12 protein-coding genes are annotated in these 15,579 nt (G+C 60.4%); 10 read left to right on the top strand and 2 right to left on the bottom strand.

All coding sequences use genetic code 11. The features are described 5' to 3' along the window. Positions 1-18: 18 nt before the first annotated feature. Positions 19-1,248, bottom strand: coding sequence for a multidrug efflux RND transporter periplasmic adaptor subunit MexE (mexE, locus tag PSTU_RS0100820; RefSeq protein WP_019339150.1), 1,230 nt, complete (start codon positions 1,246-1,248; stop codon positions 19-21). 298 nt (positions 1,249-1,546) lie between these two features. Then, positions 1,547-2,464, bottom strand: a complete 918-nt coding sequence (locus PSTU_RS0100815) for a LysR family transcriptional regulator (RefSeq protein WP_019339149.1) — start codon at positions 2,462-2,464, stop codon at positions 1,547-1,549. Between the two features lie 268 nt (positions 2,465-2,732). Here PSTU_RS0100815 and PSTU_RS0100810 point away from each other — a divergent pair, with 268 nt between their 5' ends. The 10 genes from PSTU_RS0100810 to PSTU_RS20260 form a co-directional block, all read left to right on the top strand. Next, a complete protein-coding gene (locus PSTU_RS0100810) occupies positions 2,733-3,749 on the top strand; it encodes a zinc-dependent alcohol dehydrogenase family protein (protein WP_019339148.1) in 1,017 nt (338 codons plus the stop codon). Positions 3,750-3,854: 105 nt separating this feature from the next. Continuing rightward, positions 3,855-4,712 carry an SDR family oxidoreductase gene (locus PSTU_RS0100805; protein WP_019339147.1) on the top strand — a complete coding sequence of 286 codons (858 nt, stop codon included), beginning with the start codon at positions 3,855-3,857 and terminating at the stop codon, positions 4,710-4,712. A 29-nt stretch (positions 4,713-4,741) separates the two neighbouring features. Beyond that, positions 4,742-5,749 carry a Ku protein gene (locus tag PSTU_RS0100800; RefSeq protein WP_019339146.1) on the top strand — a complete coding sequence of 336 codons (1,008 nt, stop codon included), beginning with the start codon at positions 4,742-4,744 and terminating at the stop codon, positions 5,747-5,749. 17 nt (positions 5,750-5,766) lie between these two features. Further along, complete coding sequence (gene ligD, locus PSTU_RS0100795) at positions 5,767-6,687, top strand: non-homologous end-joining DNA ligase (protein ID WP_019339145.1); 921 nt, start codon at positions 5,767-5,769, stop codon at positions 6,685-6,687. 155 nt (positions 6,688-6,842) lie between these two features. Further along, complete coding sequence (gene fdnG, locus PSTU_RS0100785; RefSeq protein WP_141566874.1) at positions 6,843-9,911, top strand: formate dehydrogenase-N subunit alpha; 3,069 nt, start codon at positions 6,843-6,845, stop codon at positions 9,909-9,911. Positions 9,912-9,920: 9 nt separating this feature from the next. Beyond that, positions 9,921-10,856, top strand: a complete 936-nt coding sequence (fdxH, locus tag PSTU_RS0100780) for a formate dehydrogenase subunit beta (protein ID WP_019339142.1) — start codon at positions 9,921-9,923, stop codon at positions 10,854-10,856. Next, positions 10,853-11,545 (top strand): formate dehydrogenase subunit gamma, encoded by a 693-nt coding sequence (locus PSTU_RS0100775; protein WP_019339141.1) that lies wholly within the window; start codon positions 10,853-10,855, stop codon positions 11,543-11,545. The genes fdxH and PSTU_RS0100775 overlap by 4 nt, the downstream gene beginning before the upstream one ends. Before the next feature lie 45 nt (positions 11,546-11,590). After that, a complete protein-coding gene (gene fdhE, locus PSTU_RS0100770; RefSeq protein ID WP_019339140.1) occupies positions 11,591-12,484 on the top strand; it encodes a formate dehydrogenase accessory protein FdhE in 894 nt (297 codons plus the stop codon). 611 nt (positions 12,485-13,095) lie between these two features. After that, positions 13,096-15,108 carry an alpha-1,4-glucan--maltose-1-phosphate maltosyltransferase gene (locus PSTU_RS0100760; RefSeq protein WP_019339138.1) on the top strand — a complete coding sequence of 671 codons (2,013 nt, stop codon included), beginning with the start codon at positions 13,096-13,098 and terminating at the stop codon, positions 15,106-15,108. Between the two features lie 143 nt (positions 15,109-15,251). Then, a partial coding sequence (locus tag PSTU_RS20260) for an alpha-amylase family glycosyl hydrolase (protein WP_036992436.1) occupies positions 15,252-15,579 on the top strand: 328 nt, incomplete at its 3' end.

The raw sequence follows: 15,579 nt of genomic DNA, 5'->3' as shown, positions 1-15,579 counted from the left end.
AGCGGATCGTGTCTATCGTCAACTGCTTGGCCCGCGCGCCAGGGTGCGCTCGACCACCTGCGGATTCATCGCGGCGGAGATTGCACGGTTCTGTTCTTTCAGCGCGGCGAGGGTGTCAGCGTCGGCCATTGGCACATTCTGGGGCTGCACGGCGTTGCCTGGCCGAACGCGCTGCAGGCCGTTGACCACGATGGTTTCACCTTCCTTCAGCCCGCCACGCACGATGCGCAGCCCTTCGAGCTTCGGACCGAGCTCGATGGAGCGGTAATTGACGGTGTCATCATCCCCGACGACCAGAACAAACTTCTTGCCCAGATCGGTTCCGACCGCGACATCCTTGATCAGAACGGCGTCGTAGGTGGCGCTGCCGACCAGCTTCAAACGGGCATACAGACCGGGCGTGAAGCTGCCGTCGCGGTTGTCGAACACGGCGCGCCCGCGAATGGTGCCGGTGCGCGGGTCGACCTGATTGTCGATGAAGTCCATGTGCCCCAGATGCGGATGACCTTCTTCGCTGGATAGCCCGAGGTACACGGGTGTTTCCTCGCCACGCTCACCGTCACGGGCGAGTTCGCGGTACTTCAGGTAGGTGCGTTCATCCGCCTCGAAGTAGGCATAGACCTTGTCGGTCGAAACCACGGTCGTCAGCAAGGCTTCGCCCGCATTGACGAGGTTGCCCGCGGTGATCAGAGCGCGACCGACGCGTCCATCGATAGGAGCCGTGACGCGGGTGAAACCGAGGTCCAGTTTCGCCGCGTCGAGCTGTGCCTGGATGGCGGCAACGGCGGATTTCGCTTCGCTGGCGGCGCTGGTCCGCGCATCAGCCAATTCAGCGGAAATGGCGTTATTGGCGCGCAAGCGCTCACCGCGCTCGGCCTCGCTTGCGGTCCGGCGTTCGGTGGCGCGAGCCTGTTGCAGTTCGGCTTGTAAACGTTTGACCTGCGCTTGGAACGGGCGCGGGTCGATCTGGAAAAGCAGGTCCCCTTTCTTCACGACCGAGCCTTCCTCGAACGTGACCTTGTCGATAAAGCCCGATACACGTGGGCGAATTTCAACCGACTCGGGAGCCTCCAGGCGCCCGGTGAGTTCGTCCCATTCAGTCACCTGCTGCTCGATGACCTCGGCGACGCTGACAGCGGGCGGCGGCAGACCCGCCTGGGTGGCCTCAGGAGCCTTGCCACAGGCGGCGGTGATCAGCACCGTCAGGGTGATAAGGGGAAAACGCAAGGCGCTGAACGAACGTTCCATTTGCTTGACTCCGCAAGTCGGGATTTGTTGATGGCGAGTCTGCGTGGCCAAGCCGTTCAGCGAAAATCGAACGAGACAAAGGTGAATATCATTGGCGTTGATGGGTGCGTATTCCGTATCAGCGCAGGCGAAGGAAAAATCTTCGCGACCAAGGTCGCTCCCACGAAAAGCGGGCTGTGCATTAGGCTGCAGCTACCCCGTGGCGGTCTTTCGTGGGAGCGGTCTCGACCGCGAATGGGGATCCGCTGAGCGTCCGGGACGACGAACTGTTAGCCGTGAAATCCAGATGAAGCGCGTGTTAGAGGCTATCCGGATCGCCTACGAACATCTGAATGCGTGAGCGCAGCCAGCGCTCCGCTGGATCGTTGTCCTGAGCGCCGCGCCAGGCCATGGACAGTTCGAAATCCTGGCTGGTATCGAATGGCAGCGGCTCGGCACGTACGCCACCGTTAGCGGCCAGCGCTGCGGCGGCATAGTCAGGCATCGTCGCTACCAGGTCGGTTCCGGCCAAAAGGCTGGCCAAGCCGTTGAACTGCGGTACCGCCAGCACGACCTTGCGCTTGCAGCCGTGCAGTGCCAGTTCGTCATCGATATAGCCGTTCAGGTCGCCGGCAAAGGAAACCATGGCATGCGGACGCGAGCAGTAATCTTCCATCGTCATGCGGCCGGGGATGCTATCCGCGCGCAGCAACATCGGTTTCGGCCGGCGCAATACCTTGCGCTTGGCATTGGCCGGGAGCTCCTGGGTGTAGCAAACACCGACCGAGATCTCGCCGGAGGCAAGCAGGCCGGGCATTAGCAGATAGTTGGCGCGACGCACCACCAACACCACGCCCGGCGCTTCGGAACGGACACGCCTGAGCAACTGCGGTAGCAGGGCGAATTCCACTTCGTCAGTCAGGCCGATGCGAAACACCAGCTCGCTGGTGGCGGGGTCGAAGGTGGAGGCGCGGCTGACGGCGGTGGAAATGGAATCCAGTGCGGGCGAGAGCAGGCCGGCGATCTCCTGCGCGCGCGCAGTCGGCTCCATGCTGCGACCGGTTCGCACGAACAGCGGGTCGTCGAACAAGGTGCGCAGGCGTGCCAGGGCCGCACTGATGGCGGGCTGCCCGAGAAACAGCTTTTCGGCGGCGCGGGTCACGCTGCGCTCGTGCATCAGTGTTTCGAAAACGATGAGCAGGTTCAGGTCCACGCGTCGAAGGTCGTTGCGATTCATGCCATTCACTTCAAGCTGTGGTCAGACACTCGAGGCAACTGACCAAATGAGGGTTGCGTCTGCATTCTAGACAGATCGGAGTGACGTCGGCATGTCTATTCCCGCTTTGCAATGACACAAACCTGCAGCGATGGGAACAGCCTTACATTCAGCGCGTCATCATTCGCATGCATGGCGACTATCGAGCGGAATGCAGGGATCGCTGCTGGAGTTGTGCCGATGGTGCGGATAGAGTCACATATACAGTAGTAACCGAGGGGTCTTTGTCATGTCCCGCATCATCCGTTTCCACCAGTTCGGCGCAGCGAATGTGCTGCGTTACGAACAGCGAGAGGTGCCTCAGCCGGGTCCCGGCGAGGTACTTATCGACGTCAATGCGATCGGCGTCAGCTGGAATGACGTGCTCTGGCGGCAGGACCTTGCGCCTCGTCACGCCAAGCTCCCGGCCGGGCTCGGCTGCGAGATCGCTGGCGAAGTGATGGCGGTGGGCGAGAACGTGGATGGCTTCGCGATCGGTGACCGTGTGGCCAGTTTTCCGGCACATGACCTCAATCAGTACCCGCTCTATGGCGAGCAGGTTCTGCTACCTCAGGGCTCTCTGGTCCACCATCCCGACATTCTCAGCGCCGCCGAGGCCAGCGTCCATTACACACCGGCACTGGTCGCCTACTTTGCGCTGGTCGAACTGGCCCAGCTCGAACCGGGGCAGTACGTGCTGGTTACCCAGGCGCGACATTGCACTGGGCCTTCTGCCGTGCAGTTGGCCAAAGCGCTCGGCGGACGGGTGATCGCCACCTGCGAGACGGCCGAGGACCGTGATTTCCTGCGTGAGTTGGGCGCCGATACGGTCATCGTTACCGAAGAAGAAGACCTGGTCGGCCGACTGCAAAAGGTCACCGGCGGAGCAGGCGTCGAAGTCGTGCTCGACGGTTGCGGCGGCTCGCAGATGAAGCTTCTTGGGGATGTCATTGCCCCTCGCGGCAAGCTGATTCTTTACGGGCTCAACGGCGGCAACGAGACGGCGTTCCCCGCCTGCGCGGCGTTCAAGAAGAACTTCAAGTTCTTCCTGCATTGTCTGTGCGACTTCACTGGCCAGCCAGAGCTGGGTATCGAGCAGAACCGCGAAGCGGTCCAGCGGGCCTTGTTGCACATCAACCAGCTCACGGCCGATCGTCTGGTCACGCCTCAGGTCGACAAGGTATTTGCCTTCGACGAGGTGGTTGCCGCGCACGAATACGTCGAGAGCGGCGCTCCGCGCGGTCGGGTCGCACTGCGCGTCGACTGATTCTCCGGGCCCCTTGCTAGGGGCCTCTCATCGCTTCACAGAAACTTTTCCTTCCGGCGCCAAGTCCTCCGAATACAGGTTTCCAACCGTTACGGAGGATTCAGCATGCCCGATGAGAACCAGACGCTCCCGCCTCAACAGCAGCCGGAGCCTGGCAAGGAAAGCGAGATGAGGCCGCGTCCCGAGTACCGTGGCGAAGACTACAAGGCCGCCGGCAAGCTGCAGGGCAAGGTTGCAATCATCACAGGTGGTGACAGTGGTATCGGTCGCTCTGTCGCCGTGTTGTTTGCCCGTGAAGGCGCTGACGTAGCCATTCTCTATCTGGATCAGCACCAGGACGCCGAGGAAACCAAGCGCGTAGTAGAACAGCAGGGCCGCAAATGCCTGACCTTCGCAGGCGACGTGGCGGACCGCGACGTGTGCCGCAAGGTGATCGACGAAACGCTGGGCGCGTTTGGCCAGCTCGACCTCTTGGTCAACAACGCTGCTGAGCAGCATCCGCAGGAAAAGCTCGAGGACATCAGCGAAGAACAGTGGGAGAAAACCTTCCGCACCAACATCTTCGGCATGTTCCAGATGACCAAGGCCGCACTGCCGCATCTGAAAAAAGGTGCCTCCATCATTAACACCACCTCGGTGACCGCCTACAAGGGCAGCCCGCAACTCTTGGACTACTCATCGACCAAGGGCGCGATCACGGCTTTCACCCGCTCGCTTTCGATGAACATCGCCGACCGGGGTATCCGCGTGAATGGAGTAGCGCCGGGGCCGATCTGGACGCCGCTGATTCCATCGACCTTCGATGAGGACAAGGTGGAGAAATTCGGCGCCAACGTGCCCATGGAGCGTCCAGGCCAGCCTGATGAAGTAGCGCCCGCCTATGTATATCTGGCCAGCAGCGATTCGTCTTATGTCAGCGGCCAGGTGATTCATGTGAACGGCGGTACTGTGGTCAACGGCTGACCGAACGACTGGTTATAGGAGGGAAGGCTATGCCCCGTACGATCTGGAAAGGCGCCGTCAGTTTCGGCCTCGTTCACATCCCCGTCGCGCTTGTTCCGGCCACGACCCGGCAGGGCATTGATTTCGACTGGCTGGACAAGCGCAGCATGGACCGCGTCGGCTACAAGCGCATCAACAAGACCACCGGCGAAGACATCGAGAGCGAAAACATCGTCAAGGGCGTGGAGTACGAAAAGGGCAACTACGTCGTCATCAGCGACGACGAGATAAAGGCGGCGCATCCGGAAGCCACACAGACGGTGGATATCGTCGCCTTTGTCGATGCCAAGGACATTTCCTTCCTGTACATCGCGACGCCGTACTACCTCACCCCGGATCGTCGGGGTGAGAAAGTCTATGCGCTGCTGCGTGAAACCCTCGTCCAGACCGGCAAAGTCGGCATCGCCAACGTGGTGCTGCGCAACAAGCAGCATCTGGCCGTGGTAATGCCGCTGGGCAAGGCGCTGGTGATGAACACCCTGCGCTGGGCCGATGAGGTGCGTGGCGTGGAATACCTGGAGATGAAGGACGAGGCGCTTAACGCAGACCTCAATCCCAAGGAACTCGACATGGCCAAGCGCTTGGTCGAGGACATGAGCGAAGAGTGGAACCCCGACCAGTACAAGGACACCTTTCAGGATCAGATCATGGATCTGGTAGAGACCAAGGCCCGCGAAGGCAAGATCGAGGCGGTGGGCGGCCCGGAAGAGGCAGTGGATCGTCGCAGCGCTGATGTCATCGACCTGACCGAACTGCTCAAGCGCAGTCTGGCTGGCAAATCCTCAGCGAAAAAAGCTGCGCCGGCTGAAGACGACGATGACGGCGAAGAGACCGCAACGCCCGCCAAACGAAGCACGAGCAAAAGCGCGGCGAGCAAATCCAAGGCGCCTGCCAAATCCTCAGCCAGTAAAACTTCAACCAGTAAAACCTCGACGGCTCGCAAGGGCACGACCAGCAAGCCCGCGGCAAGCAAATCCAGCAACAAGAAAGCCAGCTGACTCATACAGGAGCGTGCATGGCTGAAAAACCGAGCAAGAGCCGCCCCGATGTGGGCGGTATCGGCATCAGCAATCCGCAGCGTGTCATTGACGAGCGCAGCGGGGCGACCAAGCTGCAGCTTGCCCAGTATTACCTGTCGGTCGGCGACTGGTTGATGCCACATCTGACCCAACGGCCGCTTTCTATCGTCAGGGCGCCGGACGGGGTCGATGGCGACAGCTTTTTTCAGCGCCACTGTGGGCGGTTGAAGATGCCGCACATGCGCGTGCTGGACAAATCACTCGATCCCGAACACGCCCGCCTGATCCAGGCCGACAGTATCACCGCGGTGGTCGAGGCGGTGCAGATGGGTACCGTCGAGTTCCACACCTGGAACGCCCGCAGCGACCGGATCGACCGGCCGGACCGCATCGTTTTCGACCTGGACCCCGACCCCGAACTGCCCTGGTCGAGCATGATCGACGCGACCCGGCTGACGTTGAAGCTTCTAGAAGAGTTGGGCTTGAAGGCATTCCTCAAGACCAGTGGGGGTCGCGGTATGCATGTGGTAGTGCCGATAGATCGTCGTCACGACTGGGAGTGCGTCAACAGCTTTGCCCGCAGTGTCACGGAGCGTTTGGCCGCACAATCACCCGAGCAGATCGTGGCGAAAATGGGGCCTAAAAACCGTGTAGGCAAGATTTTCGTCGACTATCTGCGTAACCAGCGCGGCGCCAGTACCGTGGCTGCCTATTCGGCTCGCGCCCGACCCGGGCTGCCGGTCTCCGTGCCGATCAGCCTCGATGAACTGGAAAAGATCGACAGGGCAAACCAATGGACGATTCACAACCTCCCAGAGCAGCTCGACCATCTCAAGGCCGACCCCTGGGCCGGGTACGGTTCGATGCGCCAGCGATTGTCGGCGGCATTGCTGAAAGCGGTCCGAAGCGACGCCTGATCGTCATACCCCTCTTTTCAATGGGGAATTCCCAGCTACGCTTGAGGCTGTACAGCAAAGCGCGCCGAAGCCGTCTATCACCGGACTTGAACCTTGGCGCAGCGGTACCAGTCGACTCACCGATGAGCAGACATAATTAGAAACAGGAGATACCGATGACCGTGCGAGTATCCCGGCGGCAGTTCCTGAAGTTCGGTGCGGTAGGTGTAGGCGCATCGAGCATGGCAATGATGGGATTTGCGCCTGATGAAGCCGTAGCGTCGATTCGTCACTTCAAGCTGACCGGCGCCAAAGTCACCCGCAACATCTGCACTTACTGTTCGGTAGGTTGCGGCATGTTGCTCTATTCGCGCGGCGACGGCGCGGCCAACGTGATCAACCAGATCTACCACGTTGAAGGCGACCCGGATCATCCGGTCAGTCGCGGATCGCTTTGCCCACGGGGCGCGGGCGTGCTGGATTTCATCAACAGCCCATCGCGGGTCAAGTACCCGGAAGTGCGCGAACCCTATACCAACGAATGGAAGCGCATCAGCTGGGATGAAGCCTTCACCCGTATCTCACGGCACATGAAGGAAGACCGCGACCGTAATTTCCAGACCCATGACGAGCAGGGCCGGCTGGTCAATCGCTGGATGACGACCTCCATGGTGGCGGCTTCGGCCTGCACTAACGAGACGGCGTATCTGACGCAGAAGATCACCCGGGCGCTCGGCATTCTGACCATCGACAACCAGGCGCGCGTCTGACACGGACCAACGGTGGCAGGTCTTGCCCCATCATTTGGTCGCGGTGCCATGACGAACCATTGGGTCGACATTGGTAATGCAAACCTCGTCCTTTCCATGGGCGGTAATTCTGCGGAGGCGCATCCGGTCGGTTTCCGTTGGGTGATGTATGCCAAGACGCATAATAATGCCCGGCTGATTTCGATTGACCCGCGCTACAACCGCACGACGGCGGTTTCGGATATCCATGCCTGGCTACGCACCGGGACGGACATCGCCTGGCTGGGCGGCTTGATCAATTACCTGATCGAAACCGGCCGCTACAACCATGAGTACGTGCTGAACTACACCGATGCGGCGCTGATCGTCAAAGAAGGCTTCGGCTTCGAGGACGGGCTGTTCACCGGCTTCAATCCTGATGAGCGGACCTACGATCGCAGCACCTGGAACTTCGAGCTCGGCGATGACGGCTTTGCCAAAACCGACCCGACGCTCGAGCACCCACGCTGCGTCTTCCAGCTACTGCGCAAGCATTACAGCCGCTACACGCTCGACCAGGTGGAAAACATCACCGGGATGCCGCGCGCACAGGTTCTGGAAATATGGGACTTGATCGCAGCTACCTCGGCCCCCGACAAAACCATGACGATCCTGTACGCGCTGGGCTGGACGCAGCACACCGTGGGTTCGCAGATCATCCGAACAGGTGCGATGGTCCAGCTGCTGCTGGGCAACATGGGCATGCCTGGCGGCGGCGTGAACGCCTTGCGCGGCCACTCCAATATTCAGGGCCTGACCGATATCGGCTTGCTGTCGAACCTGCTGCCTGGCTACCTGAATCTGCCTTCGGCCAACCTGCAGAACTATCAGGACTACATGAAAACCCGCGTCAAGCCGCCGCTGCTGCAGGGTGAAGTGTCCTACTGGAAGTTCTACGAGCGCTTCCATGTCAGCCTGATGAAGGATTGGTATGGCGACGTGGCAACCAAAGAAAACAATTGGTGCTACGACTGGCTGCCGAAGCTGTCGGCGCCGCTGTACGACGTGCTCTATGCGGTCAATCAGATGACCAAGGGCGAGATGACAGGGGCCTTCTGTCAGGGTTTCAACATTCTGGCCTCGTTCCCGAACAAGCGGAAAGTCACCGAGGGGTTATCCAAACTCAAGTGGCTGGTCATCATGGACCCGCTGGAAGTCGAAACAGGTGAGTTCTGGAAGAACTATGGCGAGTTCAACCCGGTCAACCCGGCCGAAATCGCTACGGAAGTGTTCCGCCTGCCCACGACGTGCTTTGCTGAGGATGATGGCTCGATCACCAACAGTTCTCGCTGGTTGCAGTGGCATATCAAGGCGGCGCCGCCACCCGGTGAGGCCGCCACTGATACGGAGATCCTGGCGCAGGTGATGGTCCGTCTGAAAGCGATGTATCAGGCTGAAGGGGGTGCGTTTCCCGAGCCGATCCTCAACCTCTCCTGGAACTACACCAACCCGCTGTATCCATCGGCCGAAGAGCTGGCCAAGGAATACAACGGTCGCGCGCTGGCTGATATCACGGACGACAAAGGCAACGTCATCAAGCGCGCCGGGCAGCTGCTGGATGATTTCAGCCAACTGCGTGACGACGGCAGTACCGCCTGTGGTTGCTGGATCTACTCGGGTGCCTATACCGAGGCCGGCAACATGATGGCGCGGCGCGATAACAGCGACCCGTACGACACCGGCACCACGCTCGGCTGGGCCTGGGCCTGGCCGATGAACCGCCGGCTGCTCTACAACCGTGCCTCGGCGCGGCCGGACGGGACGCCATGGGCGCCGAACAAGGCGTTCATCTGGTGGAACGGCGAGCGCTGGATCGGCGCTGACGTACCGGACTACCCGATATTCACGCCGCCGTCGGCCGGCGTTGGGCCTTTCATCGTCACGCAGACCGGTACCGGGCACTTCTTTGCCAGTGAATGGCTGAACGAAGGTCCGTTCCCGGAGCACTACGAGCCGATGGAAAGTCCGATCGACCGCAACCCGCTGCACCCGAACAATCCGATCGCGTACCACAACCCCATCGTCCGGGTATTCCCGCAGGACCGTGACGATTTTGGTACGAACAAGGAGTTTCCGTACGCGGCAACGACATACCGGCTGACCGAGCACTTCCATTTCTGGACGACTCACGCGCTGCTGAACTCGATCATGCAACCGGAGAAATTCATCGAGATCAGCGAGGTGTTGGCCGGCGAGCTCGGCATCGCGCAGGGCGAGCGGGTGCGGGTGCGCTCCAAACGGGGCTATATCGAGGCCGTGGCTGTAGTGACCAAGCGCATGGTGCCGTTGCAAGTGGACGGACGAACCGTTCACCAGATCGGCATCCCGCTGCACTTTGGCTTCAAGGGCGTCGCTCGCAAGGCCCACCTGACCAACTCCCTGACCCCATTCGTGGGCGACGGCAATACGCAAACACCGGAATTCAAGTCATTCCTGGTGAACGTCGAGAAGCTCTAGGAGAAGGCTATGCGAGGAGACCAGATCAACCTGCAAAACATCGTCGCGCGATCAGCGACCACGACGCCTTCTCCCCAGGTCCGCCAGGGCGGGGTAGAGCCCGTCGCCAAACTGATCGACGTGTCGGTCTGCATCGGCTGTAAAGCCTGCCAAGTGGCGTGTTCGGAGTGGAACGACCTGCGTGACGAGGTAGGGCATTGCCATGGCGTATACGACAACCCCATCGACCTGACGGCCGAATCGTTCGAGGTGATGCGTTTCAGCGAATACGAGGACGAGCAGGGCAACCTCGAATGGCTGATCCGCAAGGACAACTGCATGCATTGCGCCGAGCCGGGTTGCCTCAAGGCATGCCCGTCACCCGGTGCGATCGTGCAGTACGCCAACGGTATCGTCGACTTCAATTCCGAGCACTGCATTGGCTGCGGCTACTGCGTAGCGGGCTGTCCGTTCGACATCCCCCGAATCTCGCAGCGCGATAACAAGGCCTACAAGTGCACGCTCTGTTCGGATCGTGTCTATCACGGGCTGGAGCCGGCGTGTGTCAAGAGTTGCCCGACCTCGGCCATCATGTTTGGCACCAAGGAGGACATGCTTGACTACGGCGCTCATCGGGTCGCGAACCTTAACGAACGCGGCTACAAGAACGCCGGCATCTATAACCCGCAAGGTGTTGGCGGCACCCATGTGATGTATGTGCTGCAGCACGCCGACAAGCCGGAGATTTACAGCGGCCTGCCGAAGGACCCGCACATCGCTCCGACTGTGGAGCTCTGGAAGGGCATCACCAAGCCGATCATGTCGGTGGCGCTGGGCATGTCGGTGCTGGCGGGCTTCTTCCATTACGTAATGAAGGGGCCCAAGGAAGAGCCGGAGGATGATCCGGATCCGGAAAAGGCGCACGCCGCGCGTGAGCTCGACAGGCGAGGGGAGGACCGGTTATGAGCCACTCCAATGTGAAACACGGCATTCTCCGTTACGGATGGTGGACCCGCGTCAACCACTGGCTCGTCGCGATCAGTTTCGTGCTGCTTACATTGAGCGGCCTGTCGCTGTTCTATCCGGCGTTCTTCGCGCTTACCGGGCTGTTCGGAGGGCCGGAGCCGACGCGTATCGTCCATCCGTACATCGGCGTGTTCATGTCGCTGTTCTTCGTTATTCAGGCCGTGCGGTTTTTCACTGACAACCTGATCCGCCGCCACGATGTGCAATGGATGAAGCAGATCCGCGATGTTCTGGCCAACCGCGATGAGCGCCTGCCGCCGGTGGGTAAGAACAATGCGGGGCAGAAGATGGTGTACTGGATCTTTCTTGCCACGGTCCCGGTGTTGCTGGTGACCGGCATTGTTATCTGGCGGCCCTGGTTCGCGGACGAAATGCCGATCTGGGCGCTGCGCTGGGCGGTGACGATCCACGCGTATACCGCCTTCATCGCAATCATCACGCTGGTGATTCACATCTATTCGGCGATCTGGGTGAAAGGCTCGGTGCGCGCGATGACTCAGGGCCGTGTAAGTCACGCCTGGGCGCGCCATCACCACGGTCTCTGGTATGACGAGGTACGCCGCAAGGGAGGCCACGACGATCCGGGCGGTCTTTCGCCCAATCGTGACGTGCCGTCGAAACGAACTTAAGGAGCTGCAGTGAACCACTCTTTTGGAAGTGCGCCTTCGGGGATCATGGAAGCGCCGAACGTGGTGTTGCCGAACGCCAACGTGTTCAGCAAGCGCGCTACGCGACTGCGGGAGCTGGTCCAGCAGGTTCCGCCGCTGGACGAGTTTCTCGCCTTCATGGCGCGGCTGGTGCAAGCCCAGCACCAAGTGCTCAACGAACGCGAACCGTCCTGGCGACCGGCTGAGGATGCGTTCGATCAGGCACTCAAGCATGGCTTGCCGCCGCTTGGCTTCCAGGCCTTGAAACGTGACGTCCCGTGGCATGAAGACCTGCTGTCGATGCTCGATGCAATGGAGCTGCATGTCGGTGAAATTCAGCGACCTTTGTTCAAGAAGCTCAGGGAATTTTCCCGCGAGCAGCTCGATGAATTGGCCGATGAAATCCTCGAAGCGCGCTCCGGCAATGACACCACCCGGCCACTGCTGCCACTGGTCGCAGCTGGGCTGCAGATTAGCTGGATGAGACTGGCGATAGCCCTGCCTCGGCCGCCGGATAAGCCCGAGGGCGAAGCAAAGGGGCTGTGCCCGTCCTGCGGTTCGCCACCTGTCGCCAGTGTCATTCATAACGAGCGTCATCGCGCTGGGGTGCGTTATCTGCATTGCTCGCTGTGTGCTACCGAGTGGCACCTGGAGCGTCTCAAGTGCAGCGTTTGTGACAGCGCCTCGAAGCTGTTGTACCTCGCGCTCGACGATGAGCAAGGCAAGCCCGCCATGCCGGTGCAGGCAGAATCGTGCGGCGAGTGTCATAGCTACCTGAAGGTCATGCTGCGTGAAGAGCACGGCCGCGCTGACCCCGTTGCGGATGACCTCGCCAGCCTTGCGCTCGATATCCTGCTCGCCGAACAGGGTGAATATGGCCGTAGCGGTTACAACCCCTTGCTGATAGCGGGCGATGATTAGCCTGCCGCGAGCTTCGGGGCTTGGGCTGTAACCTCAAGCTCTTTACCTCACGAAAGGCCCAGCGCCGGCAGCTTGCGCATCGACCTGAAAACCCACTCCGCCCCCGTGGGTGCGGTCTCGACCGCGAATGGGCCGCACACAGCTTCGCGGTCAAGACCGCTCCCACGAAAAGCCAACCCCCGCAGCTGCACATTGATCCAATGAAAAGCCCAACTCAGCAGCTGCACATTGACCCAACACAAGCCCAACTCCGCAGTTGCGCACCAACGAAAAGCCCAACTCCAGCAGTTTGCGCATCGCCCCAATAGGAAATGCCACCCGAGCCTGACGACGGCACATCGACCTGAAAACCCACTCCATGCCCGTGGGAGCGGTCTCGACCGCGAATGGCCGCACGTAACTCCGCTCCAAGCAACGCTCGGCGCCACGCGCTCTGCGGCAAGGACAACGGTCGTTTCTGCTGAACTTTTAAGGCCTCCTTTGGTTCGGAAAGAACAGAGCCCGAGAAAGCCCGCAACGGGTTTTCTGCCGGTATAGCCAGCCCCGCCCGGTGCAGATCCCGAGTGGGTGGTTTTGCCGTTTGCTGCCATTTCGCTCAGGAGCCCCGTTCGATGACCGATGCAAAGCCCCATCCGGTGATTCACCCCCGACTTGAACAGGCCTTGCGGATGCCGCGCATTGCTATTGAATCGACCCAACCCGTGTTGGAAGGAGGGCGGTTTGCTGCGAAGGCGACCATCGGCCACCCGATCAACGTTACGAGCAAGATCTTCGCCGATGGGCACGATCAGCTCGCTGCGACGATTTGCTGGCGGACCAAAGACGAAACCACCTGGCGCCGCGCTCGGCTCAAGCTGATCGGTAACGACAGCTGGGAAGGGCAGTTCACGCCGACGCAGGTTGCCTCGCACGAGTTCATGATCGAGGCCTGGTGGGATATCTACGAGACCTACCGCTACGAGCTTTCGAAGAAGCACACCGCCGGGGTTCCGGTTCAGCTTGAGCTGGAAGAGGGTCGTCTGTTGCTGGAGCGCGCCAGCGGGCGCGTGCAGGGCGAAACCAAGGCGATCATCGATGATCTGCTGCATCGACTGAGCATGGCGCACCTGGACGATGAGCGCGTCTCGGTGATGCTGGCCAATGAAACGGCCGCGGCGATGGCTGACGCTGACCCGCGTGAACATTGCAGTCGAAGCGAGGTGTTTCCTATCGAGGTGGAGCGGCCGCTTGCGCTGTTCGCCAGCTGGTACGAGCTGTTCCCGCGCTCCGAAACCGATGACCCAAACCGTCACGGTACCTTTCATGACGTGCACAAGCGTTTGCCGTCGATCCGCGACATGGGCTTCGACGTCCTTTATTTCACGCCGATTCATCCCATTGGCCGGCAACACCGCAAGGGACCGAACAATACGCTGCAGGCTGGCCCGGATGATCCAGGCAGCCCCTATGCAATCGGTAGCGAAGCCGGCGGGCACGATGCGGTCCATCCTGAGCTAGGCACGCTCGACGACTTCCGCGCCCTTGTCGCTGCTGCCCGTGAGCACGGCCTGGAGATCGCCCTCGACTTCGCCATTCAATGTTCGCAGGATCACCCCTGGCTGCAGGAGCATCCGGGCTGGTTCTCCTGGCGACCGGACGGGACCATCCGCTATGCGGAAAACCCTCCCAAGAAATACCAGGACATCGTCAACGTCGACTTTTACGCCGAAGATGCCATGCCCGATCTCTGGATCGCGCTGCGCGACGTGATCTGGCATTGGGTGGAGCAGGGCGTGAAGATCTTCCGCGTCGATAATCCACACACCAAGCCATTGCCATTCTGGGAGTGGATGATTGCCGACATCCGCGAGCGCGACCCGGATGTGATGTTCCTCTCCGAGGCCTTTACCAAGCCGGCGATGATGGCGCGCCTGGGCAAGGTTGGTTTCAACCAGAGCTACACCTACTTCACCTGGCGCAACAACAAGGCGGAGCTCAGCGAGTACTTCAGCGAGCTGAACGAGCATCCGCTACGCGACTGCTACCGTCCGAATTTCTTCGTCAATACACCGGACATCAACCCGTTCTTCCTGCATGACTCCGGCCGCGCAGGATTCCTGATCCGTGCGGCGCTGGCGACCATGGGTTCCGGGCTGTGGGGCATGTACTCGGGCTTCGAACTGTGCGAGTCAGCCGCCATTCCGGGCAAGGAAGAGTACCTGGATTCAGAGAAGTATCAGATTCGGGTTCGGGACTATCACGCACCTGGCAACATCGTCGCGGAGATCGCTCAGCTCAACCGCATCCGTCGACAGAACCCGGCGTTGCAGACGCATCTCGGCTTCAAGGCGTACACGGCCCATAACGACAACATCTTCTTCTTCGGCAAGCGTACGCCGGATCTCAAGAACTTCATTCTCGTCGCGATCAGCCTCGATCCGCACAACGCGCAGGAAGCGCATTTCGAGCTCCCGCTCTGGGAGCTGGGCCTGCCAGACGATGCCGAAACCCGCGGCGAAGACCTCATGAATGGGCATCGCTGGACCTGGTACGGCAAAACTCAGTGGATGCGCATCGAACCGTGGCACCTGCCGTTTGGCATTTGGCGCATCAGCTCGGATGCCATGGATCCAGACTTAAAGTGATTTATTAAGAACGATATAAGGCGTTATTTATCAGTAATTTGTAAACGATAGATGACGTAACTTATAGACTGATTGGCTTACTTTTGCGCCTCGGCCGGCTCCTGATATGGGGCAGCCGTGAGGCAGATAAAGGGAACGAGACCATGGCAAGAGCACGCAAACCTGCTGCCTTTATCAAGGATCCTCTTTGGTACAAGGATGCGGTGGTCTATCAGGTCCACCTGAAATCCTTTTTCGACTCCAACAACGACGGTGTAGGCGACTTTCAGGGGTTGATCGACAAACTCGACTACATCGCCGACCTGGGGGTGAATACCGTCTGGCTGCTGCCGTTCTACCCGTCGCCGCGTCGTGACGACGGCTATGACATCGCCGAGTACCGCGGCGTGCATCCGGACTACGGCACCATGGCCGACGCCAGGCGCTTCATTGCCGAAGCGCACAAGCGTGGCCTGCGCGTGATCACCGAGC

This window comes from Stutzerimonas stutzeri SDM-LAC, assembly GCF_000235745.1.
Taxonomy (GTDB): domain Bacteria; phylum Pseudomonadota; class Gammaproteobacteria; order Pseudomonadales; family Pseudomonadaceae; genus Stutzerimonas; species Stutzerimonas stutzeri_H.
The sequence above is the reverse complement of the archived record's forward strand: the minus strand, read 5'-3'. Positions and strand labels throughout refer to the sequence as shown.

What these genes read in the sequence shown, in the direction of transcription:
- mexE (WP_019339150.1), bottom strand. Translation starts at nt 1,248, where the DNA reads ATGGAACGTTCGTTCAGCGCCTTGCGTTTTCCCCTTATCACCCTGACG.
- PSTU_RS0100815 (WP_019339149.1), bottom strand. Translation starts at nt 2,464, where the DNA reads ATGAATCGCAACGACCTTCGACGCGTGGACCTGAACCTGCTCATCGTT.
- PSTU_RS0100810 (WP_019339148.1), top strand. Translation starts at nt 2,733, where the DNA reads ATGTCCCGCATCATCCGTTTCCACCAGTTCGGCGCAGCGAATGTGCTG.
- PSTU_RS0100805 (WP_019339147.1), top strand. Translation starts at nt 3,855, where the DNA reads ATGCCCGATGAGAACCAGACGCTCCCGCCTCAACAGCAGCCGGAGCCT.
- PSTU_RS0100800 (WP_019339146.1), top strand. Translation starts at nt 4,742, where the DNA reads ATGCCCCGTACGATCTGGAAAGGCGCCGTCAGTTTCGGCCTCGTTCAC.
- ligD (WP_019339145.1), top strand. Translation starts at nt 5,767, where the DNA reads ATGGCTGAAAAACCGAGCAAGAGCCGCCCCGATGTGGGCGGTATCGGC.
- fdxH (WP_019339142.1), top strand. Translation starts at nt 9,921, where the DNA reads ATGCGAGGAGACCAGATCAACCTGCAAAACATCGTCGCGCGATCAGCG.
- PSTU_RS0100775 (WP_019339141.1), top strand. Translation starts at nt 10,853, where the DNA reads ATGAGCCACTCCAATGTGAAACACGGCATTCTCCGTTACGGATGGTGG.
- fdhE (WP_019339140.1), top strand. Translation starts at nt 11,591, where the DNA reads ATGGAAGCGCCGAACGTGGTGTTGCCGAACGCCAACGTGTTCAGCAAG.
- PSTU_RS0100760 (WP_019339138.1), top strand. Translation starts at nt 13,096, where the DNA reads ATGACCGATGCAAAGCCCCATCCGGTGATTCACCCCCGACTTGAACAG.